The sequence below is a fragment of the Actinoallomurus rhizosphaericola genome, assembly GCF_024055675.1.
GTDB classification, from domain to species: Bacteria; Actinomycetota; Actinomycetes; order Streptosporangiales; family Streptosporangiaceae; genus Actinoallomurus; species Actinoallomurus soli.
The window spans coordinates 262737-287566 of record NZ_JAMXMW010000011.1; the positions used below are offsets into that span (position 1 = coordinate 262737).

25 protein-coding genes and 1 riboswitch are annotated in these 24830 nt (G+C 72.1%); of the genes, 15 read left to right on the forward strand and 10 right to left on the reverse strand.

Features of this window, described 5'->3' with window-relative positions; all coding sequences use genetic code 11:
- Positions 1–54 precede the first annotated feature (54 nt).
- The 3 genes from NE234_RS24865 to NE234_RS24875 all read left to right on the forward strand — a co-directional run bounded on the left by NE234_RS24865 (position 55) and on the right by NE234_RS24875 (position 3864).
- Positions 55–1794 carry a PucR family transcriptional regulator gene (locus tag NE234_RS24865; protein ID WP_252782999.1) on the forward strand — a complete coding sequence of 580 codons (1740 nt, stop codon included), beginning with the start codon at positions 55–57 and terminating at the stop codon, positions 1792–1794.
- Between the two features lie 95 nt (positions 1795–1889).
- Entirely contained in the window at positions 1890–3296 is a 1407-nt protein-coding gene (locus tag NE234_RS24870; RefSeq protein ID WP_252783000.1) for a uracil-xanthine permease family protein, read from the forward strand.
- A 169-nt stretch (positions 3297–3465) separates the two neighbouring features.
- Positions 3466–3864: an NUDIX hydrolase gene (locus NE234_RS24875; protein ID WP_252783001.1), complete on the forward strand. Its 399-nt coding sequence runs from the start codon at positions 3466–3468 to the stop codon at positions 3862–3864.
- Positions 3865–3973: 109 nt separating this feature from the next.
- Here NE234_RS24875 and NE234_RS24880 read toward each other — a convergent pair whose 3' ends face one another.
- The 4 genes from NE234_RS24880 to NE234_RS24895 form a co-directional block, all read right to left on the reverse strand.
- Complete coding sequence (locus NE234_RS24880) at positions 3974–4714, reverse strand: sulfite exporter TauE/SafE family protein (RefSeq protein ID WP_252783003.1); 741 nt, start codon at positions 4712–4714, stop codon at positions 3974–3976.
- A gap of 16 nt (positions 4715–4730) precedes the next feature.
- Complete coding sequence (locus NE234_RS24885; protein WP_252783004.1) at positions 4731–5204, reverse strand: GNAT family N-acetyltransferase; 474 nt, start codon at positions 5202–5204, stop codon at positions 4731–4733.
- Positions 5205–5371: 167 nt separating this feature from the next.
- Complete coding sequence (locus NE234_RS24890; RefSeq protein WP_252783006.1) at positions 5372–6379, reverse strand: LysR family transcriptional regulator; 1008 nt, start codon at positions 6377–6379, stop codon at positions 5372–5374.
- 127 nt (positions 6380–6506) lie between these two features.
- A complete protein-coding gene (locus NE234_RS24895) occupies positions 6507–7991 on the reverse strand; it encodes an MFS transporter (RefSeq protein WP_252783007.1) in 1485 nt (494 codons plus the stop codon).
- Positions 7992–8519: 528 nt separating this feature from the next.
- On the opposite strand from NE234_RS24895, the gene NE234_RS24900 reads away from it, so the two are divergent.
- The 5 genes from NE234_RS24900 to NE234_RS24920 all read left to right on the forward strand — a co-directional run bounded on the left by NE234_RS24900 (position 8520) and on the right by NE234_RS24920 (position 13875).
- Positions 8520–9371 (forward strand): oxidoreductase, encoded by an 852-nt coding sequence (locus tag NE234_RS24900; RefSeq protein WP_252783008.1) that lies wholly within the window; start codon positions 8520–8522, stop codon positions 9369–9371.
- 143 nt (positions 9372–9514) lie between these two features.
- Positions 9515–9598: riboswitch (ZMP/ZTP riboswitch) on the forward strand.
- Positions 9599–9621: 23 nt separating this feature from the next.
- Entirely contained in the window at positions 9622–10500 is an 879-nt protein-coding gene (locus NE234_RS24905) for a bifunctional 5,10-methylenetetrahydrofolate dehydrogenase/5,10-methenyltetrahydrofolate cyclohydrolase (RefSeq protein WP_252783009.1), read from the forward strand.
- A gap of 150 nt (positions 10501–10650) precedes the next feature.
- Entirely contained in the window at positions 10651–11595 is a 945-nt protein-coding gene (gene deoC, locus NE234_RS24910) for a deoxyribose-phosphate aldolase (protein ID WP_252783011.1), read from the forward strand.
- Between the two features lie 4 nt (positions 11596–11599).
- Positions 11600–13024 carry an aldehyde dehydrogenase family protein gene (locus tag NE234_RS24915; protein WP_252783012.1) on the forward strand — a complete coding sequence of 475 codons (1425 nt, stop codon included), beginning with the start codon at positions 11600–11602 and terminating at the stop codon, positions 13022–13024.
- Complete coding sequence (locus NE234_RS24920) at positions 13021–13875, forward strand: aldehyde dehydrogenase family protein (protein WP_252783014.1); 855 nt, start codon at positions 13021–13023, stop codon at positions 13873–13875. The genes NE234_RS24915 and NE234_RS24920 overlap by 4 nt, the downstream gene beginning before the upstream one ends.
- A gap of 98 nt (positions 13876–13973) precedes the next feature.
- On the opposite strand, the gene NE234_RS24925 is transcribed toward NE234_RS24920, so the two are convergent.
- The 4 genes from NE234_RS24925 to NE234_RS24940 form a co-directional block, all read right to left on the reverse strand.
- The gene (locus NE234_RS24925) at positions 13974–14537 is read right to left on the reverse strand and encodes a PadR family transcriptional regulator (RefSeq protein WP_252783015.1); all 564 of its coding nucleotides are present in this window, start codon (positions 14535–14537) and stop codon (positions 13974–13976) included.
- Positions 14538–14619: 82 nt separating this feature from the next.
- Positions 14620–15477 (reverse strand): polysaccharide deacetylase family protein, encoded by an 858-nt coding sequence (locus tag NE234_RS24930; protein WP_252783016.1) that lies wholly within the window; start codon positions 15475–15477, stop codon positions 14620–14622.
- A gap of 97 nt (positions 15478–15574) precedes the next feature.
- Complete coding sequence (locus NE234_RS24935; RefSeq protein ID WP_252783018.1) at positions 15575–16396, reverse strand: polysaccharide deacetylase family protein; 822 nt, start codon at positions 16394–16396, stop codon at positions 15575–15577.
- A gap of 105 nt (positions 16397–16501) precedes the next feature.
- Positions 16502–17083 (reverse strand): TetR/AcrR family transcriptional regulator, encoded by a 582-nt coding sequence (locus NE234_RS24940; RefSeq protein ID WP_252783020.1) that lies wholly within the window; start codon positions 17081–17083, stop codon positions 16502–16504.
- A gap of 105 nt (positions 17084–17188) precedes the next feature.
- On the opposite strand from NE234_RS24940, the gene NE234_RS24945 reads away from it, so the two are divergent.
- Positions 17189–17824, forward strand: coding sequence for an NAD(P)-dependent oxidoreductase (locus NE234_RS24945; protein WP_252783023.1), 636 nt, complete (start codon positions 17189–17191; stop codon positions 17822–17824).
- Positions 17825–17896: 72 nt separating this feature from the next.
- On the opposite strand, the gene NE234_RS24950 is transcribed toward NE234_RS24945, so the two are convergent.
- Entirely contained in the window at positions 17897–18271 is a 375-nt protein-coding gene (locus NE234_RS24950) for an FKBP-type peptidyl-prolyl cis-trans isomerase (protein ID WP_252783025.1), read from the reverse strand.
- A gap of 106 nt (positions 18272–18377) precedes the next feature.
- Here NE234_RS24950 and NE234_RS24955 point away from each other — a divergent pair, with 106 nt between their 5' ends.
- Positions 18378–18995: a DsbA family oxidoreductase gene (locus NE234_RS24955; protein WP_252783026.1), complete on the forward strand. Its 618-nt coding sequence runs from the start codon at positions 18378–18380 to the stop codon at positions 18993–18995.
- 301 nt (positions 18996–19296) lie between these two features.
- The gene (locus NE234_RS24960; RefSeq protein ID WP_252783028.1) at positions 19297–20670 is read left to right on the forward strand and encodes an APC family permease; all 1374 of its coding nucleotides are present in this window, start codon (positions 19297–19299) and stop codon (positions 20668–20670) included.
- Here NE234_RS24960 and NE234_RS24965 read toward each other — a convergent pair.
- Positions 20606–21397 carry a carbon-nitrogen hydrolase family protein gene (locus NE234_RS24965; protein WP_252783029.1) on the reverse strand — a complete coding sequence of 264 codons (792 nt, stop codon included), beginning with the start codon at positions 21395–21397 and terminating at the stop codon, positions 20606–20608. The genes NE234_RS24960 and NE234_RS24965 overlap by 65 nt on opposite strands.
- A gap of 77 nt (positions 21398–21474) precedes the next feature.
- Here NE234_RS24965 and NE234_RS24970 point away from each other — a divergent pair, with 77 nt between their 5' ends.
- From NE234_RS24970 to NE234_RS24985, 4 genes are all read left to right on the forward strand, one after another.
- Complete coding sequence (locus NE234_RS24970; protein ID WP_308206922.1) at positions 21475–22644, forward strand: pyridoxal phosphate-dependent aminotransferase; 1170 nt, start codon at positions 21475–21477, stop codon at positions 22642–22644.
- A 36-nt stretch (positions 22645–22680) separates the two neighbouring features.
- Positions 22681–23367 (forward strand): SseB family protein, encoded by a 687-nt coding sequence (locus tag NE234_RS45465; protein WP_252783031.1) that lies wholly within the window; start codon positions 22681–22683, stop codon positions 23365–23367.
- 80 nt (positions 23368–23447) lie between these two features.
- Positions 23448–24011 carry a prepilin peptidase gene (locus NE234_RS45470; RefSeq protein WP_252783032.1) on the forward strand — a complete coding sequence of 188 codons (564 nt, stop codon included), beginning with the start codon at positions 23448–23450 and terminating at the stop codon, positions 24009–24011.
- A 126-nt stretch (positions 24012–24137) separates the two neighbouring features.
- Complete coding sequence (locus NE234_RS24985; protein ID WP_252783033.1) at positions 24138–24806, forward strand: hypothetical protein; 669 nt, start codon at positions 24138–24140, stop codon at positions 24804–24806.
- Positions 24807–24830: the final 24 nt, after the last annotated feature.

Below are 24830 nucleotides of genomic sequence, written 5' to 3' on the forward strand. Positions count from 1 at the left end.
TCTCGTCATCGTGTGATCGTTACTCGGGGGTCAACTTCGGCAGATTGGGCGGCTATGTCGTCTTCGTGCGGATCTCGTCCTCCGGCTCTGCGTTCCACCGGCTCCGGCACCCCGGCGTACGGACTGTCCGTCGAAGAGGTTCTGGGCCTGTCGGCACTGGCGGGCGCCCGGCTCGTCGCCGGCGCGGGCGGTCTCGACCGCGTCGTGCAGCGCCTCAACGTCATAGAAGTCCCCGACGTCCGCGGCTGGGTCAAGCCGAACGAACTCCTGCTGACCACCGGCTATCCGCTGCGGCACAGCCCCGAGAACCTCGGCCGGCTCGTCGCCGACCTCGACGCCTGCGACCTGACGGCCCTCGCCGTCAAACCCGGCCGCTACCTCGACCGCCTGCCGGACGAGATGCTCGAACAGGCCGACCGGCTCGACTTCCCGCTGATCCGGCTGCCCGAGGACGCCGGGTTCGACGACATCCTCAACCAGGTCCTCGCCCGCATCCTCGACCGCCAGGCCGCCGTCCTGGCGCGCGGCGAGGAGGTGCACCGCGCCCTCGTGCAGATCGTGCTGTGCGGCGGCGGCCTGCAGGAGGTGACGGACGAGGTCGCCGAGCTCCTGGGCGCCGCGGTGACCGTCCTCGACGGCGACGGCCGGCAGCTCGCGGCCTCCGGCGACGACGCGCTCCTCGCCCGGCTGCGGGACGCGCTCTCGGACCTCCCACCGGCCGACGAGCCCGAAGCGCCGGCCGGCGTCGATCACGCCCCACCGGCCGGCGCCCCCACGGCGTGGCCCGCCGGCGCCGCGCGGGGGGAGACCGCGCCCGTACCCGGCGGCCCGGTCACGGACGGCGACCCGGGGACCGGAGCCGGCGGGCCCATCATCGTGCCCGTCGTCGCAGGCGGGTTCACCCACGGGCGGATGGCGGTGCTCGGCGTCCCGGCGGCCGACGCCGGCATCCTCGAACGCGTGGCCACCATCGTCGCCCTCGTCCTCACCCGGCAGCACGCCGTGTCGGCGGTCGAGAGCAAGTACCGGGCCTACTTCCTGCGCGACGTGCTCACCGGCCGGTCCGGAGCGGACGAGCGCGTGATCGCCCACAGCGCGAGCTTCGGCTGGGACCTCGGCCGCCCCGCCAGCGTGGTCATCGCCGAACTCGACCACGGACCGGCACGCGGGCCGGAGGAGCGCGTCCTCCAGGACCGCCTGGTGGCCGCCTGGACCTCGGCGGTCCGGCGCCGGGACCGCAAGGGCGCGGTGGCCGGCTTCTCGGGCGTGGTCGCCGCGGTCGTCGCCGCCGACGCCTGCGACGCGCCGGCGCTGGCCAAGGACGCCGCCGCCGTCTTCGCCGACCAGGACCGGACCTTCTCCACCGGCGTGAGCCGCGTGGCCCAGCAGCCCTCCGGGCTGCCGTCCGCGTACGACCAGGCGCTACGGGCGGTACGCGTCGGGCGTCAGATGAACGGCGACGGGGCCGTCGTCCACTTCGACGAACTCGGCGTCTTCCGGCTGCTCAGCCTGGTCGAGGACACCGCCGAGCTGCACGCCTTCGTCCAGGAGACCCTCGGCGAGCTCGCCGGCGACCAGGACTCCGAGGCCGTCGACCTGCGGCGCACCCTCCAGGTGCTGCTGGAGACCAACCTCAACGTCGCCGAGACCGCCCGCCGGCTGCACTTCCACTACAACACGCTCCGTTACCGCATCGGTAAGCTGGAGCGCCTGCTGGGCCCGTTCACCGACGACGCCCATCTGCGCCTCAACCTGACCCTCGCGCTGCACGTCCTGCGGATGCGGGGGATCTGAGGCCCGACCGCCCGCACACGGGCCGGGCAGGCGTTCGGCTCCACAGCGCGGGCGGGCCGGTGCGCCACGCCCGCGGTGACCCCCCGGGAGGACTGATGGCGATCGGCTGGAAACTGCACGGCGACGGGCGCACCCCCGCGCCCGGCGAGGTCGTCGGACCGGACGAGCGCCTGACCTGGGGCCGCACCGTCGGCATCGGCGCCCAGCACGTGGTCGCCATGTTCGGCGCCACGTTCGTGTTCCCGGTCGTGATGGGACTCGACCCGAACCTGGCGATCCTGATGTCCGGGATCGCGACCATCCTGTTCCTGCTCGTCTCCGCCGGGAAGGTGCCGAGTTACCTCGGGAGCAGCGCGTCCTTCGTCGGTGCCGTCGCGTCCATCCGCGCGGCCGGCGGCGGCACCGCCCAGGTGACCGGCGCGATCCTCGTCGCCGGCGCGGTCCTGGCCGTCGTCGGCGTGGTCATCCACGTCCTGGGCGCGCAGGTCATCCACCGGATCTTCCCGCCGGTGGTCACCGGCGCGGTGGTCATGCTGATCGGCTTCAACCTCGCGCCCGTCGTCGCCGACACCTACTGGCCGCAGGACCAGTGGGTCGCGCTCGCCACCCTGGGCGTCGTCGTCCTGTGCGCCGTGGTCCTGCGCGGGTTCTGGTCGCGGATCGCGGTCCTCATCGGCCTGGTCTTCGGCTTCCTGCTGTCGTGGATCCTGGACAGGACGGCCGGCCGGATCACCGCCCCCGACGGCACCGGCAAGGTCACCTCCCACTTCCGCGTGAACCTGAGCGGCGTGAAGGGGGCGGACTGGTTCGGCCTCCCGCACTTCCACGCCCCGGACTTCAAGACCTCGGCCATCCTCGTGGCGCTGCCCCCGGTGATCGCGCTGATCGCGGAGAACACCGGCCACGTCAAGGCCGTCGCCGCGATGACCGGCGCCGACCTCGACCCGTACCTCGGCCGCGCCATCGCCGCCGACGGCGCCACCACCGTGCTCGCCACCGCGGTCGGCGGCGCCCCGACCACGACGTACGCCGAGAACATCGGCGTCATGGCCGCCACGCGGATCTACTCGACCGCCGCCTACTACGTCGCCGCGATCGTCGCGATCCTCGTCGGCCTGTGCCCGAAGTTCGGCGCGCTGGTGGCCGCCACCCCCGGCGGCGTCCTCGGCGGCATCACCGTCGTGCTGTACGGCATGATCGGCCTGCTCGGCGCCAAGATCTGGATCGAGAACCGCGTCGACTTCGGCGACCCGGTCAACCTCGTGCCCGTCGCGGCCGGACTCATCCTGGCCATCGGCAACGTCACCCTGAAGATCACCGGGGACTTCCCGCTGCAGGGCATCGCCCTCGGTACCGTCGCCGTGCTGCTGGGTTACCACGTCCTGAACGCCGTCCAGCGCACCCCGCGCGACACCGGCGCGGGCATCATCGCCCCCGGCGAGCGCGACGCCGTCCCCGGCGCCCCGGAGCGCCGCCCCGGGACCGGCGGAGACGCACGATGACCCGGTAGAGGCTCGGGGCGGCCGGCGACGCGCCGGAGGGCATGAGACGCCCGCGCGGCCCCGAGCCGCCCGCCCCCGCCCGGTTCGACGCCGACCGCCGCCGAACGGCGGGTTCCCCGCTCGGTAGATTCGGGCGGGTCAGGGTCGTCCGGGGATCGGAGCAGGCGAGATGTCGGTCATCGACAAGGTGGCGTGGGTCAGGGTCGAGGACGGCAGGGTCCTCAGCACGCGTTCGCGTGGCAAGGACGCCTACTACTTCCCCGGTGGGAAGCGCGAGGCCGGGGAGAGCGACGCGCAGACCCTGGCCCGCGAGGTGCGGGAAGAACTCACCGTCCTGATCGTGCCCGAGACGGTGGCGCACCTGGGCACGTACGAGGCGCAGGCGCACGGCCACCCGGACGGCATGACGGTGCGGATGACCTGCTACACCGGCGACTACCGCGGCACCCTCGCGCCCAGCAGCGAGATCGAGGAGGTCGTCTGGCTCTCCTACGCCGACCGCGACCGGGTGTCCCCGGTCGATCAGCTCATCTTCGACGACCTGCGAGCGTCCGGCCACCTCCGCTGAGCGGCCGCGACGCCGCGTCGGCCATCTGCGCTGAGCGGTTGCGGCGCCGCGCCGGCCGACCGGTCGCCGGCGGTCGCCGACTGCCGGAGGACGCGGCGACCGCCCACGATCAGTGAGCGGTGAGCTCCCACAGGCCCTTGGCCGCCGTGGTGAGGCCGCCGGCGAGCGCGAGCAGCAGCACGAGCCGGCGCGCCCGTGCCTCCGGTATCCGGTCCGCGAGCGCCTTCCCGGCGACGGCGCCGCCCGCGATGCCGGCCGCGACCAGCAGCCAGACCGGGGAGGTGAGCCGAGGGGCGCCCTTGACCAGGAGGGACAGGGCGTTGACGGTGACGCCGTAGAACTGGGCGTTCGGCACGAACTCGCGCACCGGCCAGTCGGCGTTGACCGCGTACAGCGACATCGCGGGTCCGCCGACACCGGCCGCGGAGTTCATGAAGCCGCTGGCGGCCCCGGCGGCCAGCGCCCCGGAGGATCCGCGCAGGGCGGACAGCCGGGCGCCGTACGCCACGAGCAGCACCGCCGCGCTCACCAGCGCGCCCATCCCGGCGAGCAGCACGTCCTGCGGAAGGCGGGCGGCCACCCACGCCCCGGCGGGAACGGCGCACGCGGCCGCGGCGACCAGCGGCACCATGGCCCGCAGCCGCACCCGCCGCCATCCGTCGGCCAGGCCGATCAGGCTGATGGCGCCGGACGCCGCGTTCGACAGGAGGACCCCCTGCGCGGGGCCGAGGAGCAGCACGAGCGCGGGCGCCGCGACCAGTGCGAAGCCGATGCCCGCGAGCCGCTGCACGGACGCGCCCGCCAGGACGATCCCGCCCAGGACCAGTTCGGCCGTCCAGCCACCGCTCATGCCGCGTCCTCGCTCCTCAGCGGCCGAGGTGCTTCTCGAACCAGTGGTCGGCGTACGGGCCGTGGTTGTACGGCTCGATCTCCCGGTATCCGGCGGCGGCGTACAGGGCGCGGGCCTCGACCAGGTCGCGGCGGGTGTCGAGGCGCATCGTGCGCGCGCCGAGCCGGACGGCCGCGTCCTCCGCCGCCTCCAGCAGAGCGCGGCCGCCGCCGGTACGCCGCGCCGCCGGGAGGACGTACAGCCGGGTCAGCTCCGCGACGTCCGGGGCGATCAGCCGCAGGCCCACGCAGCCCGACGGCACCCCCTCGTACCGCCCCACCAGGAAACAGGCCAGATCGTCGCTGGGGTCCTCGGCCATCGCGGCGTCGACCTCGGCCTCGGTGGCCGGCCTGCCGTAATAGCGCGAGGCGACGTCCGTGAAGTAGGTCCGCAACAGCCCCGCCGTCCCGACCGGTTCGGGCCCGATCACCCAGGTCGCTCCAATGATCACCCGGCAACCGTACTGAGCCGTTGAGGAGACGCGAACCGATTATCGAGCCAGGACGATTTCACTGGCGTCCGCTGCCGCCTATCGGCAGTGACCGCAGTGATCATCGGAGCGCCGGCCACCGCGGGGTCGACCGGGACGAGGCACGTCAAGCCGAACGGCGGCAGACTTCACGACGTCGCGTCGGCTCCCCGGAACATGTCGTCTTCGCGTGGCAGCAGCCAGTCGTACTGTTCGGCGACCAGGCGGGTGCACTCGACGAAGGCTCTGACCTGAGGCGTGTTCTCGACGGCAGGTGCGATCATCATGGCCCAGCTGAACACCGGCACAGGCTCGACGAGCGGGCGGAACACCACGTCGGCAGGCGGTTCGTTCCAGCGCGTCGTCGGTGTGACGCAGAGCCTCTCGCGCAGCACGTCCGCCGCGCCGTGCGGGCCGTAAGTGACGCCCGGCCACCTGCGCACTCGGATGCCCGCCTGCCGGCAGAACTGCGCGACGAACTCGACCCACTCGACGGCCACCTCTTCGGTGGGCAGCAACAGCTCAAAGTCGGCCAGCCGCGCCACCGGCACGACCTCCAGATCCGCGAGCGGATGGTCGGCGGCCATGCCCAGAATGATCGTCTCGCGCCGGATCACCTCGGCCCGAATCTCGATCGGACAGTGGGTGGCCAGCCCGAGCAGCACGTCGAGGCGGCCCTCCTGCAGGGCCACCAGGCCGTGGGTGACGCCCTCCTCGATCTGCAACACCGGTATCCGCGGGTGCAGTTGCCGGAAGTGGCGCAGCAGGACCGCCCCGGTCTGCAGGCCGCTGGAGGAGATGTCGACCCGCAGCGAGCGCTGATACCCGTCGTCGCCGGCCCGCTGGGCGGCCTTGAGCGCGTCCTCGGCCGCGGCGATCGACTGCCGCGCGGGGCCGAGCATCGCCTGACCCGCGGAGGTCAGCCGCACGCTGCGGGTGGTGCGCTCGAACAGCTTGACGCCGAGCTGGTGTTCGAGTTGCTGGATGATGCGGCTCAGCGCCTGCTGCGAGACATAAAGCCGCCGGGCGGCCCCGGAGAAACTCAGGTCCTCCGCCACGGCGACGAAATACCGGAGATGCTTGAGTTCCGGTCCCATGTCAACTGGCAACTTTACCCACCAGGCATGATCGGTGCCACCGACCTTCCCGACGGCCACGGCCAGGGCACACCCGCAGTCGCATCGACCCGGAAGCCGGCGCAGGTCACGGGAGCCGCCGAGTGGACGAGGCCTTCGTCGCGCGGCCGGGGGCGGGCTTATTTCACGGAGGTGCTCAGGAGGGGGTCTACGCCGTCGCCGCCTGCTCTTGTTCTTCGGCGACCGCCTCGGGGGCGTCCATCCGGCCGAGGAGGGTGACGACCGCGCCGAGCAGTGTGATGACGGTACCGACGATGGCGCCGACGTGCAGGGCGGGGATGTAGTCGTCCGGGTCGGTCCTGCCGTCGAGCGAGGCGCTCACGCCGGTGGCCACCAGGGCGAGGCCGAGCCCACCGCCGACCTGGAGGGAGGTCTGCTGGATGCCGGCCGCCAGACCCTGCCGTGAGATGCCGACCCCGGTCACACCGCCGATGGCGTAGGTCGGGTAGGCGTTGCCCACGCCGAGACCCAGGCAGATGATCGATGAAGGCAGCAGCACGGTGGCGTAGCCGGTGTCGACGTCGACAAGGGCCAGCATGAGGAATCCGACGGCGACCAGGAACAGGCCGGCGAGGCTGCCGGTGATGCGCATGCCGTAGCGGCGGATGAGGGCCGGCGCCATGTAGCGGGATACGAGGGCGGACACCACTGCCGCCGGCAGCAGCGCCAGACCGGTCTTCAGCGGCGAGTAGTGCAGAACCTCCTGCGTGTAGAGGGTGACCACGTAGGAGTAGCCGAACGGGGCGGCCAGCACGGCCAGCGATGAGATGTCGGCGTTGCGGAGGGTCGGCATCCGGAAGATTCCCAGAGGCAGGAGGGGATCGGGGTGCTTGGCCTCGTTGACGACGAACGCGATCAGCAGGACCACGGCGGCGACCGCGGAGGCGATGACCAGAGGCACCGGGACGGTGGGGTCGGCGATCTGCGTGACGGCGAACGCGATGAGCAGTAGACCGGCGGTGCCGAGCACGCCGCCGAGCAGATCGTAGCTGCGCGAGCGGTCAATGGTCTCGGTGCTGCGGGGGATGACGCGGACCGCGATGATCAGTGTGGCGGCCACGATCGGGACCTTCACGAAGAAGATCCATCGCCAGTTGAGCAGGTCGGTGAGGACGCCGCCGAGGATCAGTCCGGCGGAGAACCCGGAGGCGGCGGCCGCGGAGAAGACACCGAAGGCGCGGTTGCGCTCAGGGCCCTCGGCGAACGTGCCGGCGATGATCGCGACGCTGGAGGGCACGGTGAGAGCGGCGCCGATGCCCTGGATGGCGCGGGCGAGGATGACCACGACCGCGTTCGGCGAGAGCCCGGCGACCAGTGACATGACGCCGAAGACGGTCAGGCCGAAGAGGAAGACGCGGCGGGCGCCCAGCAGGTCGGCGGCGCGGCCACCGAAGAGAAGGAAGCCGGCGTAGGTGAGGACGTAGGCGTTGACGGTCCACTGCACGCCGGACGTGGACAAGTCGAGGCTTCTGCGAATGTCGGGGAGCGCGACCTGAGTGATGGACAGATCCAGAGCGTCGAGCAGGATCGCCGTGGACACCACGAGCAGGACCAACGAGGAGTGCCGGCCGGCTCGCTTCTCGGAAGGGACGCCCCTGACACCGCCGCCGGCCGAGGCCGTGCCCTGACTCATGACAGTTCCTCGTTCACGATATTCCCTCGGTTCCGATTGTCATCAATTGAATGTCGGTTGCTGGAGAAGGTATAGGCAGAAGTGCATGGTGGGGGTGGCGCCCGTGCGGCCAAGGTGAAATGGGGGCTCCTACGCTAGCGGCCTGATCGGCCGTGCACACCACCCACATGACACGGTTTCGGTGTGAATTAACACGGGATCATTGTTATTCGCGGGCACGGCGACGGGAGCGCGGCCGGCCGGCGGGAGCACGGCGCCCCGACCGTAGCGACTTGAGAGTCGCGCTCAGGTCGAGCGCCGAACCGAGCGGGATCGTCGACGCCTGTTAGGTCTTGACCGAGGCTTCATCTCAACAAGCGGTGGGCGTCGACCCACAATTAAGTTGGATCAATCTCCTCCGCGGATATCCGCTCGGGGTGACGGCCTCTGAGTAACCTGACCCGGGAAGTTCGTCAGTCGATTGGCGTGAGGCGACGGTGGAAATGCCGTGGTCGTGTCGCCGTCTATCGCGAACAAGGGGACCTGACAATGGCAGAGACCAGTGATGGCCGGGTCTGGCTGATCACCGGCACGTCCAGTGGCCTGGGGAGGGCGCTCGCCGAGGCGGTGGTGGCCCGGGGCGACCGCCTTGTGGCGGCGGTGCGGCGGCCGGAGACCAACGATGACCTGGTGGCCGAGGCGCCAGACCGGGTCAAGGTGGTCAGGACGGACGTGACCTCGACGAAGGACGTGCACGAGGTCGTCGAGGCCGCCGCGCAGGGGTTCGGCCGCATCGACGCCGTGGTCAACAACGCGGGCTTCGGCCTGCTCGGCGGCGTTGAGGAGGCCACCGAGGACCAGATCAGGTCGCAGCTCGAGGTGAACACCTTTGGCGTCTTCAACGTGACCCGCGCCGTGCTCCCGGTGCTGAGGGCCCAGCGCTCCGGGCACATCTTCATGATCTCCTCGGTCGCCGGCCAGTTCGGCGCGCCTGGCCTTGCCTGGTACGACGCGAGCAAGTTCGCCTTGGAGGGCTTCTCCGAGGCGCTGGCCGCGGAGGTGCGGCCGATCGGCGCCAAGGTAACGATCATCGAACCGGGTAACTTTCGTACCAAGTGGGCGGGTGACTCGATGGTGATGGCCGCGGCGCGGATCGGGGACTACGCGCCGTCCATCGACCCGGTTCGCGCGTTGTTCTCCGGGCTCAACGGCAACCAGCCCGGCGACCCGGCGAAGGCCGCCCAGACCATCATCCGAATGCTCGATGAGCCCGAGCCGCCGCTGCGGCTGGTGCTCGGCGGCGACGCTCTCGAGCTGATCCGCCAGAAGCTGGCCCGGCAGACGGCGGAGCTGGACAAGTGGGAGTCGGTCACCTTCTCCACCGACTTCGACAAGGCCTGACACGGCGAGGCGTCCGGTCTGACATGACGGCGGCCGGCGCGAGAGTGCCCGGTGTGGCATGACGGCGCGGGAGCGGTATCACCGGCGCCCACTGCCGCCTATCGGCAGTGGCCGCCAGTGATCATCGAGGGGCGGTACGGTACGACTCGGGTCGCGACTGGCGCTGAGGTGGAGCACCACCGGGGAGCGGCCCGCACACATGTTGGTCGTGCGCCTGGGCCGAGTCACTTCGACCGTTCAGGAGCAGCCCATGACCCAGCCGCAGACCGCCCGTCTCATGGACGGCACCGGCCCGGCCCGCCGCATCGTCGAGCGCAGCGCCGCCAGGGCCGCGTGGATCACCCGGGAGGCCGGCACGCCGCCGTGCCTGGCGACCGTGCTGGTCGGCGACGACCCCGCGTCCGTGACGTACGTCCGCATGAAGCGCGCCCGGTGCGAGAAGGCCGGCATCGCCTCGCGGCACGTGGGACTGCCGGCCACGACCACCACGGCCGAACTGGTCGACGCCGTCACCGCCCTTTCGCAGGACCCCGGGGTGCACGGCATCCTGCTGCAGCACCCGGCCGGGCCGCACATCGACGAGCGCGCCGCGTTCGAGGCCATCGCGCCGCACAAGGACGTCGACGGTCTCACCCTGCAGTCGTTCGGCGCGATGAGCTTCGGGCTGCCGGGCTTCGCGTCCTGCACCCCCGGCGGCATCATGCGGCTGCTGGAGGAGTACGGCGTCGACCTGGCCGGCCGGCACGCCGTGGTGGTCGGCCGCAGCGCCATCCTCGGCAGGCCGGTCGGGATGATGCTGCTGGCCGGGGACGCCACGGTCACGTACTGCCACTCGCGCACCGCCGGCCTGGCCTCGATCGTGCGGCAGGCCGACATCCTGGTCGCCGCCGTCGGCCGGCCGCGGTTCATCCGGGGCGAGGACGTCAAGCCCGGAGCCGTCGTGATCGACGCCGGGTCCAACCCCGGCAACGTCGGGGACGTGGACTTCGAGACCGCCCGGACCCGCGCGGGCCTCATCACCCCCGTGCCCGGCGGCGTCGGCCCCATGACGATCGCCGTCCTGCTCGAGCAGACCGTTGACGCGGCGGCCCGCCAACTCGGCGTGGACCTCGGTGAAGAGACGGGGTGAGCGCACGCCTGCGGCTCTGAGGCCGGTCGTCGTGGTGTTGCCGTCCGTTATGCGTAGGTTGTTGAATCTTGGGGGATCGCGCGACTCCCGGTGGTCAACATCCGCACGGCGGCGCTTATCCTCGATCGACACTCGAACACAGGGGGAGACGTGCCTGACCTGTCGACCTTCGCGGACACGGCCGTATCACCGGCCGAGCTCCGCGGCTTCCTGCACGGTCTGCCGCCGGTGGACCAGGTGGGAGCGGAGGAGCGGGCCGCGCGGTTGGCGACCCGTTCGATCAAGAAGTCGGCGAAGGCGTACGCGATCGACCTGGCGATCTCGATGGTCGATCTGACGACGCTCGAGGGCGCGGACACCCCCGGCAAGGTGCGGGCCCTGTGCGCGAAGGCGGCCCATCCGGACCCGGCCGACGCGAGCGCGCCGAAGGTCGCGGCGGTCTGCGTCTACTCCGATCTCGTCGGCGAGGCGGTGCGCGCCCTGGACGGCACGGGGATCGGGGTCGCGAGCGTCGCGACCGCGTTCCCGTCGGGGCGGGCGCCGCTCGACGCCAAGCTCGCCGACACCCGCCGGGCGATCGACGACGGCGCCTCCGAGATCGACATGGTGATCGACCGCGGCGCGTTCCTCGCCGGCGATTACCGCAAGGTGTCCGACGAGATCGTCGCGGTCAAGGCCGAGTGCGGCGACGCGCACCTGAAGGTCATCCTGGAGACCGGCGAACTGGCCACCTACGACAACGTACGGCGCGCGTCGTGGCTGGCGATGCTGGCCGGCGCCGACTTCATCAAGACGAGCACGGGCAAGGTGAGCCCGGCCGCCACCCTGCCGGTCACCCTGGTCATGCTGGAGGCCGTGCGCGACTTCCGCGCGGCGACCGGCCGCCAGGTGGGCGTCAAGCCGGCGGGCGGCATCCGTACGACCAAGGACGCCGTGAAGTACCTCGTGCTCGTGAACGAGACGGCCGGGCCGGACTGGCTCACGCCCGACTGGTTCCGGCTCGGCGCGTCCAGCCTCCTCAACGACCTGCTGATGCAGCGCCGCAAGCTCACGACCGGCGTGTACGGCGGTCCCGACTACTTCACCCTGGACTGATCGGATGAGTTTCGAGTACGCCCCCGCGCCGGAGTCACGGGACATCGTCGACCTCAAGCCGTCGTACGGCCTGTTCGTCGACGGGGAGTTCGTCGAGGCGAAGAACACCTTCAAGACGATCAACCCGGCCACCGAGGAGACTCTGGCGGAGGTCGCCGAGGCCGGCGCCGACGACGTCGACCGCGCCGTCGCGGCGGCCCGCCGCGCGTACGACACGGTCTGGGGCCCGATGCCGGGCGCCGAGCGGGCGAAGTACCTCTTCCGGATCGCGCGGCTGATCCAGGAGCGGTCCCGCGAGCTGGCGGTCCTGGAGTCCATCGACAACGGCAAGCCGATCCGCGAGTCACGGGACGTCGACCTGCCGCTGGTCGCCGCGCACTTCTTCTACTACGCGGGCTGGGCCGACAAGCTCCCGTACGCCGGGTTCGGCCCCGACCCGAGGCCGGTGGGCGTCGCCGGGCAGGTCATCCCCTGGAACTTCCCGCTGCTCATGCTCGCGTGGAAGATCGCGCCGGCGCTGGCCTGCGGCAACACGGTCGTCCTGAAACCGGCCGAGACGACGCCGCTGACGGCGCTGGCGTTCGCCGAGATCTGCGCGCAGGCGGAGCTGCCGCCCGGCGTCGTGAACATCCTCACCGGGGCGGGCGAGACGGGCCGCGCGCTGGTCGAGCACCGCGGCATCGACAAGGTCGCCTTCACCGGCTCCACCGACGTCGGCCGGCAGATCGCCCGCTCCGTCGCCGGCACGGACAAGAGGCTCACGCTGGAGCTGGGCGGCAAGGCCGCGAACATCGTCTTCGACGACGCGCCCCTCGACCAGGCCGTCGAGGGCATCGTCAACGGGATCTTCTTCAACCAGGGCCACGTGTGCTGCGCCGGATCGCGGCTGCTCGTGCAGGAGCCGGTCGCCGACGAACTGCTCGACCGGCTGAAGGCGCGCATGGCGACGCTGCGGGTCGGCGACCCCCTGGACAAGAACACCGACGTCGGCGCGATCAACTCGGCCGCCCAGCTCGCGAAGATCCGCGAGCTGTCCGACAGCGGTGAGGCGGAGGGCGCGACCCGCTGGTCCCCGGCCTGCGAACTGCCCGAGCGCGGGTTCTGGTTCGCGCCGACCGTGTTCACCGGGGTCGCGGCCTCACACCGGATCGCCCGCGAGGAGATCTTCGGGCCGGTTCTGTCGGTGCTGACGTTCCGCACCCCGGCCGAGGCGGTCGAGAAGGCCAACAACACCCCGTACGGCCTGTCGGCGGGCATCTGGACCGACAAGGGGTCGCGGATCCTGTGGATGGCCGAGCGGCTCCGGGCCGGGGTCGTCTGGGCGAACACCTTCAACAAGTTCGATCCCGCCTCGCCCTTCGGCGGGTACAAGGAGTCCGGTTTCGGGCGCGAGGGCGGACGGCACGGACTGGAGGCGTACCTGCGGTGAGCGAGCGGTTGAGTGTTCGCAAGACCTACAAGCTGTTCATCGGGGGAGCGTTCCCCCGGTCGGAGTCCGGCAGGACCGTCATCGTGAACGACGCCAAGGGCAGGTTCCTCGCCAACGCCGCGCGGGCCTCGCGCAAGGACGTACGGGACGCGGTCGTGGCCGCGCGCAAGGCGCAGGCCGGCTGGGCGGCGCGGACCGGCTACAACCGCGGCCAGATCCTCTACCGCGTCGCGGAGATGCTGGAGGGGCGGCGCGGCCAGTTCGTCGAGGAGCTGCGCGGCGCCGGCCTCGGCAAGACGGCCGCCGCCACGGAGGTGGACGCGGCGATCGACCGGTGGGTCTGGTACGCCGGGTGGGCCGACAAGATCGCCCAGGTGACGGGGGCGGCCAACGCCGTCTCCGGCCCGTTCTTCAACTTCTCCACGCCCGAGCCCACCGGCGTCGTCGGGGTGATCGCCCCCGACTCGCCGCTGCTCGGGCTGGTCTCGGTGCTCGCCCCGGTCGTCGTGACCGGCAACACCGCGGTCGTCGTCGCCTCGGAGCCCGCGCCGCTCCCGGCGATCACCCTGGCCGAGGTGCTCGCCACCTCCGACGTGCCCGGCGGCGTGATCAACCTGCTGACCGGCCACCGCGCCGAGCTGGCCCCCTGGCTGGCCTCGCACCAGGACGTCAACGCGATCGATCTGACCGGCGCGCCCGGCGACCTGGCGGTGGACTGCGAGCGGGCGGCGGCGGACAACCTCAAGCGGGTCCACCGCCCCGGCGACGCCGACTGGTCCGCCGATCCCGGCACCGCGCGGATGACCGCGTTCCTGGAGACGAAGACCGTCTGGCATCCGGTCGGCGTCTGAACACGCCCCCCGTCTGAACGCGCCGCCCGTCTCGGCGGGCCGTCGTCGTCCCGGCGGGCCGTCGTCTCAGGGCGCGGGCTCGCCTGGGCACGCCGGGATCAGTTGTCGCGCCAGCGGTCGCGGGGGGACGGGTCCGGAAGCTCGTCCTCGTCGTCGGCCGCGGCGGCGATGGTCTCCCAGAAGGCGGCGTGCGCCTGCTCGTGGAGGATGCCGAGGGAGAGCGTGTGGTCGCAGGACCGCCCCGGCCCGTCGGCGTCCAGTGCCGCGCGGCGCCGGCGGTACCGCTCGACCTTCTCCCGGTGCCGCTCGGCCTGGCTGCGGGCGAGTCGCAGGAGATCCTCCGGCTCACCGAGGTCGGCGAACGCCAGCCTGAGCTGCGCGGGGTCGCGGTTGTCGGCCGGGGGCGCCTCGGGCGCGGCCAGCCACGCGCGCAGCGCCCGTTCGCCCTCGGGGGTGAGGTGGAAGAAGCGCCGCCGTCTGCCGCCCTCCTCGGCCTCCTCGCGCAGCAGGCCCAGCTCCGCGAGCCGGGGCGGATCCCGGTAGAGCTGGGCGTGGGGGATCGGCCAGAAGAACCCGACGCTCTCCTCGACCCGCGCCTTCAGCTCGTACGGGGTCATGGGGCCGTGCCGGGCGATCAGGCCGAGCACCACGTAGGCCGACATGCTCAACTCCACCCGCGCCTCCTGGCGGCCGTCGTCCGCGAGACCGTCTCGTCGTCTCTCCCCCATACCCCGGCCCATCGCGCTACTCGAAATATTGCGGGGGGAGATGGTCACGTACCGCGGCCGGAGTGAACCCCTGCTTCTTGATCGAGCGGAGCATCCGCTTGAAATCGGCGGTCATGTTGGGGTTGAAGTGCACCAGGATGATGTCGCCCCGGTGCAGCTTGCCGGCCACCTGGTAGGCGATGCTCCCGTTGCTGACCACCTCGCGCCAGAAGAAGATGGCCTTCATCCCGCAGTCCCGTGCGGCCCGCAGCGTGTCGTGGTCGGTCGAGCCGTACGGCGCGCGGAACAGCGTCGGGCGCGCGCCGTACTGCTTGGTATAGATGTCGGCCGAGTCGCAGATCTCCTGCTTCTGCCGCTTGTACGACAGATTGGGCATGTACGGGTGCGTCATCGTGTGGTCCTCGATGAGCGCGCCCGCCTGCTGGAGTTCGCGGAAGTATCCGTAGTCCTTCTTGACCGCCATGTTCGCCAGGAACAGCGTCACGGGGATCCGCTCGTCGCGGATCAGCCGGACGAAGTCGGCGTCCTTCTCCCAGCCGTCGTCGATGGTGATGAAGACGATCTTGTCCTGGGTCGGGATGCGGCTGATGACCGGGGGCAGTCCGTCGCGCGATCGGGGGATCGGCGAGGGGGAGGTCGCGGTGGGCGATCCGCTCGGCGTCGCCGATGCCGAAGGCGACGCGGAGGGGGACAGGGGAGCCGGAGAGGACGGCGGCCCGTTACCCGGAGTCTGGCTCGGTGCGCCGTCACCCGCACCTCGTGAGGCGACCGGCGCGGCCGCCCTGGTGCGGGTGGCGCCGTGTTGGCAGCCCGCCAGGGCGCCCGCGGTGAGCACGGCGAGGGCGGCCGCGGTCAGAGTACGCAGTTGTGGCATCGGATGTTCCTCTGGAACGGCGATACGTCGGTTACCAGGCTGTCCCGATTTGAGGGGGTACCAACCTGTTCATGCCGGGGCGTGGACGTGGGATGGCTCACCCCGCCGCCTCTCCGCCCAGCGAACGGGGCAGGTAGTTCTGCAGCGCCGCGGGCCGCAGTCCCGCCTGCCGGATCCAGGTGAGCAGGCGCTGGAAGTCGCCGGCGAGGCCGGGGCGGAAGTGCATCAGGATGATGTCGCCGGCCCGCAGGTCCGAGCCGCCGTCCATGCGGGCCAGCTTCCCGGACAGACCGTTGTAGAACTCCACGGACCAGATGACGACCGACTTCATCCCGCAGTCACGGGCCGCCGTCCGGGTGACCTGGTCGTACGATCCGCCGGGCGGCCGGAAGATCTGCGGCCGCCGCCCGTACTGCCGGGCGTCGATGTCGGCCGAGTCGCAGATCTGCCGGTGCTGCGCCTCCGAGGAGAGCCGCCGCATGTCGTTGTACGGCGCGGCGTGGTCCATGGTGTGGTCCTGGATCGCCGCGCCGGCGTGCTGCAGCGCCCAGAAGTACTCGTAGCCGGTGCGGGCCGCCTGGTCGGTGAGGAAGACCATGACCGGCACTCGCTGGGTCCGGACCTCCTCGACGAAGCGGGTGTCGTGCTCCCAGCCGTCGTCGATGGTGATGAAGACGACCTTGTCGTTCGTCTTGATCCGGTCGACCACCGGCGGCAGGCCGTCGCCGCGCCGCTCGTACGCCACCTGCCAGGTGCCGGGCTTCGGCGCGGGCCAGCGCGGCGGCGCCATGACCTGCGCCATCGCGGGCGGACCCGCGGGCTGCGAGGGAGAGCCCTCGACCCGTCCCCGGACGTCGGGCCACACGCCGGAGGCCACTCCGATCGCCGCCGCCAGCACGCACGAGGCGATCAACCGCATTTCACGCATCCATCCCAGCTTCCCCTCAGTGGATCTTAAGTATCCGCATAGGGGTTGATGCCCGAAAGTGGCGATCAGGTTCGGGTGAACCTTCTTCGTTGTGGTTCAGCCCACGCCCAGGGAGCGCAGCAGCGTGGTGCTCACGGCGGTCACCGTCGCGTCCGGCACCGGCCTGGCGCCGGGGCCCTCGGCGAAGTACTGGAGGAACGCCTGCTGGAAGCAGGCGCCGGTGAGCAGGGCGGCGGCCGCGTCGGTGTCGGCGCCGGCCGGGATCCGCCCGAGGTCGCGTTCGGCGCGCAGGTAGTCGGCGAACCGGCGGACCAGGTGCTCCGGCCCGGCGCCGTACTGGCGCAGCGACTCGCGCTGGGCGGCCATCAGCCGCGGATCGCCCAGCAGGGAGCCGAGCATCGGCAGGGCCTCCAGGTAGAAGTCGGCGATGGCCCGCGTCAGCGCGGCGACGGTCTCGGCGACGCTCCCGGTGCCGGGGCGCGGGGCCATGCGGGCGAAGCCGGGCATCCGCTCGCGCAGGACGGCGAGCATCAGTTCCGTCTTGTCGCTGAAGTGCTTGTACAGGGCCGCCTCGGACAGGCCGGCCGCCTTGGCGATCTCCTTTGTGGTGGTGCGCGCGACGCCGCGTTCGCGCATCAGGCCGGCGGCGGCGTCGAGGATGCGATCCCGGGTCGTCACGGTCCCCCTTGGTCTACGAGCTTCGCTCCATTATGGTGGTTAGTAAGCACTCACTCACCTGACTCACCCACTCTACGCTCACCGACCGCGAAGGGCGGACGATCCATGAGACTCACGATCTTCGGGGCGACCGGGGGAACCGGCACCCACCTGGTCCGGCAGGCGCTGGAGCGCGGTCACGAGGTGACGGCCGTGGTACGCGACCCGTCGCGGCTCGACGTCCCCGCGGGCGACCGCCTCGACGTGGTCACCGCCGACGTGATGGACCCGGCCGCCATCACGCCCGCCGTCGCCGCGGCCGACGCCGTCGTCTCCGCGCTCGGCCATCGCGGCACCGGCCCGACGACCGTCTGCCAGGACGCCGCCCGCGGCATCATCGCGGCGATGACCAAGACCGGCGCCCGCCGTTTCCTCATGGTCAGCGCCGCGGGCATGGTCACCGACCCCGGCGACGGCCCCCTGACGCGCTACGTCGCGAAACCGATCCTGCAGCGGATCCTCCGGAACAACTTCGCCGACATGGGCCGGGCCGAGGAGGAGGTCCGCGGCAGCGACCTCGACTGGACGATCGTCCGGCCGCCGCGGCTCACCGACAAGGAGGGCGCCGGGCGGTACCGCACCGCGACCGACCGCAGCATCCGGGGCGGGGTGCACATCTCCCGCGCGGACCTCGCCACCGGCATCCTCGCGATGATCCCCGACGACGCGACGGTCCGGCGGCACGTCTGGATCGCGCATTGACCGCCGGACGCGCCACGGCCCCGCCACCGGGGTTCCGGTGACGGGGCCGTGGTCCGGGCCTGCGGGAGAGCGTCAGCTGACGCCCAGCAGGTCGACGACGAAGATCAGCGTCTCGCCCGGCTTGATCGCGCGGCCGGCGCCGCGGTTGCCGTAGCCCAGGTGCGGTGGGATGACGAGCTTGCGGCGCCCGCCGACCCGCATGCCGGCGACGCCCTGGTCCCAGCCCTGGATGACGCGGCCGGCCCCGAGCGGGAAGCTGAAGGCCTCACCGCGGTTCCACGAGGCGTCGAACTCCTCGCCGGTCGAGTGCGCCACGCCGACGTAGTGCACCGAGACGGTCGACCCGGGGGTGGCCTCGGCGCCGTCGCCGACCGTGATGTCGGTGATCTGCAGGTCGGCGGGCGGCTCGCCCTCGGGGAAGTCGATCTCGGGTCGCTCAAGCGCCATGGGGATGTCTCTCATTGTCGGTGATATCGAGTTCCCAAGCGTATCCACCTGTGACCGCTGTGGGGCCTGTGGAATGCGCGCCCCGCCGGGCCGGTTGCGATCCTTTGTGAACGTCGAGATTTTTTCGGATGTCGTATGCCCCTGGTGTTACCTGGGCCGGGCGCGGTTCGCGGCGGCCGCCCGCGAGTTCGGCGGCGAGGTGAACGTGACCTGGCGGCCGTACCAGCTCGATCCCGGCGCCTCGGGCGGCGGGCTGATGAACGACAGCCTCGCCGAGAAGTTCGGCGGCGCCGACCGCGTCGCCGAGGCGCACGCGCGGATGCGGGAGCTGATGGCGGCCGAGGGCCTGCCGTATGCGCCGGAGAAGGCGCTGAGCGCCAACACCCGCGACGCGCACCGGGTGATCGCGCTGGCCGGTGAGGCGGGCGTCCAGGACGCCGTCGTGGGCCGGCTGTTCCGCGCCCACCACGCGGAGGGCCGGGACCTGAACGACCACGGGACGCTCGCCGAGCTCGCCGCCGAGGCCGGGATGTCGGGCGTTGCGGAGCGCCTCGCGGCGGGGGAGGGCGACGCGGCGGTCGGCGCGCAGCTGGAGGTGGCGCGGACGATCGGCGTCACCGGCGTCCCGTTCTTCGTCTTCGAGGGCACCTGGGCGGTGTCCGGGGCGCAGTCACGGGAGTTCTTCGGCAACGCCCTCGCGGAGGTGGCCGCCAAGGCCGGCTGACCCGCCGGCCGGAGATCGCTTCCGAAGACGGCCCGATGCCGGCGACCCGTCGGCCGGGGATCGCTTCTGGAGGTGGTCCGAGGCCGGCGACACGCCCACCGGGAGCCGCCTTCCGGAGGTGGCCGCCGAGGACCGCCGACCCGCCGGCCGGGCGCGGGCGGGTCGGCTGGGACTGACGGGGGCGATGAGGCGGTTCCAGGTCATGTCAACCCTTTGACCTGGTAAAACGCTTTGGGCTCCCGAATGGTGGGCGGATACATTCCGACATACGGATACATCCGATTCCCCCGGGAGACCTTTCTTGGAGCCGCAGGCACTTCGCCGCAGCCTGTCGTTGCGCGACCTCATCGTCTACGGACTGCTCTTCATCGGCCCGCTCGCGCCGGTGGGCGTCTTCGGCGTCCTCGACGCCAGGAGCTCCGGGGCGGTCGCCCTGGTCTACCTGGTCGCGACGATCGCGATGGGCTTCACCGCCCTGTCGTACGCGCAGATGTCGCGGCGGGTCCCGAACGCCGGCTCGGTGTTCGCCTACGCCAGCGCGGGGCTCGGCCGGCCCGCGGGCCTGCTGGCCGGCTGGATGGCGATGCTGGACTACCTGCTGATCCCCGCGGTGGCGTACCTGTTCTGCGGCATCGCCCTGCACTCACAGGTGCCCTCGGTGCCCGCCTGGGTCTTCACCGCGGTCGCGTTCGTCCTGACCACCGCGTTCAACCTGGCCGGCGTGCGCGTCGCGGCGCGGGTCGGGTTCGTCGTGCTGGTGATCGAGATCCTGCTCCTCGCGGTCTTCGTGGTCGCCGCGATCGTCGTCCTGATCACGCACGGGCCCTCCCGGCCGTGGACGTCGCCGTTCGGCGGCGCCGGCGGGATGACCGCGCCCGCCGTCATGGGCGCCGTCTCCGTCGCCGTGCTGTCCTTCCTCGGCTTCGACGGGATCGCCTCCTTCGCCGAGGAGAACACCGGCGACGAGCGCCAGGTCGGGCGCGCGGTGCTGTTCTGCCTGGGCCTCGCCGGTCTGCTGTTCGTCGTGCAGACGTACCTCGCCGGGCTGCTCATGCCCGTGAGCCCCGGCCACCTCGCGGGGGCGCCCGCCGAGCAGGGCACGGCCTTCTACACGATGACCGACGTGGCCTTCGGGTCCTGGCTCCACCTGACGTTCGTCATCGTGAAGGGCATCGGGCCGGCGTTCTCCGCCATGTCGGCGGTCGCGGCCGCCTCCCGGCTGATGTACGGGATGGCCCGCGACCACGGCCTGCCCAAGGCGCTCGCCACCGTCGACTCCCGCACCCGGGTGCCGCGGGCCGCCCTCCTCACGACGGCGGGCGTGGCGGCCGTCGTGTCGATCTGGGCGGCCTGGCTGTCCAACGGCCTCGACGTGCTCGTGTCGATCGTGAACATCGGCGCCCTCGTCGCCTTCACCCTGCTGCACGCGTCGGTGGCCGGTTACTTCGTCGTGCGCCACCGGAGCCGGGCCTGGCTGCCGCACCTGCTCGTGCCGGCCGCGGGCGCCGCCGTCTCGATCTGGATCATCGTGTCGGCGACCACGATGGCGAAGATCGTCGGCGGCGCCTGGCTCCTGATCGGGCTCGTCCTGGTCGCCCTGCAGTACCGGGTCAGCCGAACAGGTCGGGGCGGCGGTGTTCCAGCGCCGGGAGGGTCTTCCGCACGTGTTCGGTGACCACGTCGTCGATCTCCACCACGCGCACGCCCGGGAACGGCCCCAGGTCGGTCTGGACCGTGCCCATCGGGTCCACGAGCAGGCTGCGTCCCACCCCGATCGCGCCGCCCTGCGCGTGCGGCGGGTCCGGGGCCTTGTCGACGGCGGCCGTCCAGACGGTGTTCTCGATGGCGCGGGCGCGGACGAGCGTGACCCAGTGCTCCTCCTTGAAGTTGCCCTGGGCCCAGGAGGCGATCACGGCGAGGAGATCGGCGCCGCGATCGACCAGTGCCCTGGCCAGCTCGGGGAAGCGCAGGTCGTAGCAGGTGATCAGGCCGATCCGCGCCCCGGCCAGCTCGACGACCACCGGCGTGTCCCCGGGAGCGATCAGCTCCGACTCCCGGAACCCGAAGGCGTCGAACAGGTGGATCTTGCGGTAGGCGCCGGCCCGCCGGCCGTCGGTGTCGATCGCGACGGCGGTGTTGTACACCCGGCCGTCCGGCGACGGCTCGAAGACGCCCGCGATCACGGCCGTGCGGTGCCGGCGCGCGGCCTCGGCCAGCGTGGTCACCCAGGGGCCGTCGAGGGGCTCGGCGGCCGCGGCCATGGCGCGGCCGAACCGCACCTGCACCGCCTCGGGGAAGATCGCCAGGTCGGCCTCCGAGGCGACCGCGAGCGCCTCCAGGACATGCTCCAGGTTCTCCTTGGGGTCGTCACCGACCGGGATCTGGCACAGGGCGATCCGCATGACGGGCCTCCTCATCTCGTCCTCCCACCACCGTATCGATCTCCGGCGCCGGAGCCTCGTTCACTTACGCTGATCCGGTGACCCTTGAGAACGACCCGCTCGTCGCCCGCATGCAGGGCTTCGGCACCACCGTGTTCGCGGAGATGACCGCGCTGGCGATCCGCACCGGGGCGATCAACCTGGGGCAGGGCTTCCCGGACACCGACGGCCCCGCCACGATGCTGGAGACCGCGGCCGCGGCCATCATGGGCGGCGCGAACCAGTACCCGCCCGGACCCGGGCTGCCGGAGCTGCGGGAGGCCGTCGCCGCGCAGCGCGCGGACCGCTACGGCCTGACCTACGACCCCGCCGAGGAGGTCCTGGTCACCGTCGGCGCCACCGAGGCGATCGCGGCGGCGATCCTCGCCCTCGTCGAGACCGGCGAGGAGGTCGTCGTGTTCGAGCCCTACTACGACTCGTACGCGGCGATCATCGCCCTGGCCGGCGGCGTACGCCGGCCGGTCACGCTGCGGCCCGACGGCGGGCGGTTCACGTTCGACCCGGAGGAGCTGCGCGCCGCCGTCACGCCGCGCACCCGCGTGCTGCTCCTCAACTCCCCGCACAACCCGACCGGCACGGTCTTCACCCGCGAGGAGCTCGAGGTCGTTGCGGACATCTGCCGCGAGCACGACCTCATCGCCGTCACCGACGAGGTCTACGAGTACCTGACCTACGACGGCCCGGCCGCGCACGTGCCGCTCGCGACCCTGCCCGGCATGCGCGAGCGCACGGTCGCCATCTCCTCGGCGGGCAAGACCTTCTCCGTCACCGGCTGGAAGATCGGCTGGATCACCGCCCCGCCGCGGTTCGTACGGGCGGTGCAGACGGTCAAGCAGTTCGTCACGTTCACCGCGAGCGCCCCGTACCAGCGCGCGGTCGCCTACGCGCTGCGCGAGGAGGGGAAGTGGGCCGAGGACCTGCGCGTGGCGCTGCGGGCCAAGCGCGACCGGCTCAGCGACGGGCTCGCCGCCGCCGGGCTCACGACGTTCCGGCCGCAGGGCACCTACTTCGCGCAGGTCGACGTGCGCCCGCTCGGGTTCGGCGACGGGCGGGAGTTCGTCACCGCGCTGCACGAGCGCGCCGGCATCGTCGCCATCCCGACGCAGGTGTTCTACGACTCCGACGCCGGCGACCCGTACGTCCGGTTCGCCTTCTGCAAGCGCGACGAGGTGATCGACGAGGCCGTCGAGCGTCTGCACCGGCTCTGAGGGCCGGCCGCCGGCACTCGGATACGCTGGACTGCCGTGTCCGGACACCGCATTCCGCAGCCGCAGTTCCCCGACGACGACGGGACGACGCCCGCCGAGGTCGCGCGGGCGCTGAGCGACTACGCCGAGGGCCGCGCGGGGGAGCAGCCCGTGCTCGCGGCGCTCGCCGGCACCCGCCTGCTCGTCCCGGTCGTCGCGGTGCTGACCGAGGACGAGACCGTCGACGGCCTGCGGCGGGAGAAGGAGAGCGAGATGGCGCTCCCCACCCTCGTCGGGCAGGACGGCCGGCGCGCGGTCCTCGCCTTCACCTCCACCGACAGCCTCGCCCGCTGGCGACCGGACGCCCGGCCCGTCGCGGTGCACGCCCGGGAGGCGTGCCAGGCCGCGGTCGGCGAGTCCGCCGACGCGCTCGTCGTCGACGTCGCCGGCCCCGTCCCGTACGCCATCGAGGGCGCCCGGCTGCACGTGCTCGCGAACGGCGGCGCGATCACCGCGCCGCACGAGGACCCCGACGTTCTGATGGCCGTGCACGGGGCGGTCGACGGCCTGCCCGGCATCACCGGCGTGCGCGTGGAGCCCGGCGAGCGGGCCGAGCTCGCCGTACGCCTCCGGCTGGCGGAGGGCGCCGGCGCGCAGGAGGTACGGGCCGCCGCGGACCGTCTCGCCGAGCGCCTCCGCGGCCACGTCACCGGAGGCGTCGAGATCGGCGTCACCCGCGGCTAGACCGGCCGGATGACGGTCCCCGGCGGGCGTGGTCGGATCGCCCGGCCGCCCACCGCCGAGCGGCGCGGTTAGATTGTCGGGTGACCACCCCCGACTGGGCCGAGCCGGTGCTCCGGCGGCGGCTCGCCGTCGTCGCGGTCGCCGTGATCGTCCTCGCGCTCGTCGTGTGGCGGGTCGGACCGGCGCCCGACCTCCCGGCGTTCGGCTACCTCGCGGTGGTCGGCGTCGCGCTGACCTTCATCGACGTCGCGCTCAAGCGGCTGCCCGACCCGGTGACGCTCCCGTCGTACGCCGCCGGCCTGCTGCTGCTCGGCCTCGCGGCCTTCTTCACCGACCGGGGCGGCACGCGGTTCACGCATGCGCTGCTCGGCATGGTCGTGCTCTTCGCGCTGTACGCGCTGCAGTGGCTCATCGCGCCGAGCCAGATCGGCCTGGGCGACGTGAAGCTGGCGGGCGTGCTCGGGCTCTACCTGGGCTGGCTCGGCCTCCCGACGTGGGTCCTCGGGGTGGGCGCCGGATACGTGCTGGCGGCGGTGTGGTCGCTCGCGCTGCTGGCCGGCCGCCGCGCGACGCTCAGGACCCAGATTCCGTACGGGCCGTTCATGCTGGCCGGAGTGCTGGTCGCGGTGCTCGCGCACGGCTGAGACCGCAGGGACCGCCCTTTTGCCGTCGCGTGAATTCCTCTGTCGCTCCGGACGGGTATGCCGACCGCGCGACGTGCCCGCGCGCTGAACCCGTCGCATCGGGATCGAACGGATGAGGGGCGACAATTGACTGCTCGCAGGTGGATCGCCGTGCTGACCGCCGGAACGGCCGGACTGCTGACGGCCGTGGCATCGTGGGACACGGCACCGGCCGCCGCGTACTCCACCTCCTCGGCCGGACCGGCGCGGCGGGGACAGGGCCCGCACGCGGCGCCGTCCCCGTCTCTCAGCCCGGCGACCACGGCCGGCGGCGGGGAGACCGTCGTCATCGCGCCATCGGCCCCGTCCCCGAGTCCGGCGACCACGGCCGGCGGCGGGGACAACGTCGTCATCGCGTCGCCGGCCCCGTCACCCAGCCCGACGAACACGCCGTCCCCGTCTCCGAGCCCGACGAACTCTCCGAGCCCGGCGAACACGGCCGGCGGCGGAGACACCGTCATCATCGCGCCGGAGAACGACGGCGCGAACCAGAACGCCCAGAACAACGATCGGTTCTTCCGCCGCCGGCGGCCGTTCCGGGAGAACCCCCACCTGGAGTTCACCGGCTGGATCGGCTGGCCCGAACTCGCGATGGGCTGTCACTTCGACCCGTACTTCGAGGGCGTGGACTGGAACGGACGCCGTGTCGTCTGCGTCGACCGGGCCGTCCGGCCGCCGAGTGTCGGGCTGCCCCGGGTCCGCGGCCGCCGCTTCTTCTTCCCCCGCCGCCGCTTCCCCTTCCGCCGCTTCTCCTGACCCGCGGCGGGTGGCGAGCCCGAC